Consider the following 1,998-nt stretch of genomic DNA (forward strand, 5'->3'; position numbering starts at 1 on the left):
GCGGAAGAGGCCGGCTTCACCGATTTCCAGAACAAGGCGCTCGACCACATCCTTGCAGTCGACCCCATCTTGCCGGTTCCCTCGGTGCGCAAAAGCCTTGAAGGCGAGCCGCAATTTGCGGCCAGTGTTGGTGGATCGGCGCCGCGCATCATCCGGCTGGTGACTTATCTGCCCGGTCAGCTGCTGTCGCGCTCGCCGACTTCCGATGCGCAGGATCGCAATCTCGGCGTCTTCCTCGCCCGCCTTGGCCGGGCGCTGCGCGGTTTCTTCCACCCGGCCGCCGGCAGCGACCTGCTCTGGGATATCCGTAAGGTCGCCAAGACGCGGCCGATGATGGCGCATATCAGTGACGTTGGCCGGCGGGCGATGGTCGAGCGCGCGATCGACTCCTTCGAGCAGCATGCGGCGCCGGTCATCCCGACCCTGCGCGCGCAGATCGTCCACAACGACATGAACTCCTACAATGTGGTGATGGACGCGTCGCGGCCGGAGGTCGTCAGCGGCATCCTCGATTTCGGCGACATGATCCATTCGCCGCTGATCTGCGACCTCGCCATCGGCGCCGTCTATCGCTGGCCGGCGCAAGGCCATCCGCTGGCGCCGGCCGCGCGCTTCGTCGCCGGCTATCAGTCCGTGCAGCCGCTCGAGGAGGAAGAGATCAGCATTCTCTTCAATCTGATCCGTGCCCGCCTTGCGCTCATCGTCAACATCGCCAGTTGGCAGGCCGAGCGCTTCCCGGCCAAGCGCGACTATGTGCTGCGCCTCGCCACCGAGGTCTGGGCCTCGCTTGAAAAGCTGGATGGTCTGTCATCCACCGATGCCCGCCGCTATTTTCTCGACAATTCCAATCCGGAGTAAATGCTCGTGTCCCAGTCCTCGCCATATCCTTCAAATGCCGACGCGGCTGCATCGGAGCGCGCGCTGCTCGAGCGCCGCGCCAGGCTGCTCGGGCCGACTTACCGCGCCTTCTACCGCAACCCGATCCATCTGGTGCGTGGCAGCGGTGTGTGGCTCTACGATGCCCAGGGTCGCAGATTCCTCGACGCCTATAACAACGTCGCCTCGGTCGGACACTGCCATCCGCGTGTCGTCGAGGCGCTGTCGGCGCAGGCCGCCACGCTCAACACCCACACACGCTATCTCAGCGAGATCATCCTCGACTACGCGGAGAAACTTCTCGGCACCGTGCCGGCCCACCTCGGTCATGCCATGTTCACCTGCACCGGCAGCGAGGCCAACGACCTCGCCATCCGCATCGCCCAGCATTCCAGCGGCGGCACCGGGGTGATCATCACCGACTTTGCCTATCACGGCGCCACCATCGCGACGGCGCAGCTGTCGCCGGCGGCGGTCGGGGCAAAGGGCGTGCCCGCGCAGCACCGCACCGTGACAGCGCCGGACACGTTCCGCGACCATGGCCGGGCCGCGCATGATTTCGCCAGAAATGTCGCGGCCGCCATCGAAGATATGCGCGCAAAGAATATCCGGCCGGCAGCGCTGCTTCTCGACTCGGCCTTTTCCAGCGACGGTATTTTCTTTCCGGATGCGGCGGTGATGCGCGAAGCGGCGGATCACATCAAAAAGGCCGGCGGCATCATCATCGCCGATGAAGTCCAGTCCGGCTTCGGCCGGCTTGGCCAGGGAATGTGGGGTTTCGCCAATTATGGAATCGAGCCCGACATCATCACGATGGGCAAGCCGATCGGCGATGGGCACCCGATGGGTGCCGTGCTGGTGCGGCCGCAACTTGTCGCCTCCTTCGGCTCGAACACCGGTTACTTCAACACTTTTGGCGGCAATCCGGTCGCTGCCGCCGTCGGCCTCGCCGTTCTGGAGGTGATCGAAGGTGAAGGACTGATCGAGAATGCGCGCAATGTCGGCGCCTATACGGCTGAGCTGCTGCGCGCCCTGCAGAGCCGGCGTGGCGCGGTCGCCGATATCAGGCACAACGGCCTTTATTTCGGTGTCGAGCTGACGGCGATACGGATGCGCGTCAGT

2 protein-coding genes are annotated in these 1,998 nt (G+C 64.6%); both read left to right on the forward strand.

The window, feature by feature from the left end:
• The coding region (locus EN984_RS32600) for a phosphotransferase (RefSeq protein WP_127384260.1) at positions 1 to 858 on the forward strand (858 nt) is incomplete at its 5' end.
• Positions 859 to 1,998, forward strand: a 1,140-nt coding sequence (locus EN984_RS32605) for an aspartate aminotransferase family protein (protein WP_164765830.1), incomplete at its 3' end; no start/stop codon positions are given.

Source organism: Mesorhizobium sp. M7A.F.Ca.CA.004.12.1.1 (assembly GCF_003997835.1).
In the GTDB taxonomy this organism is placed as follows: domain Bacteria; phylum Pseudomonadota; class Alphaproteobacteria; order Rhizobiales; family Rhizobiaceae; genus Mesorhizobium.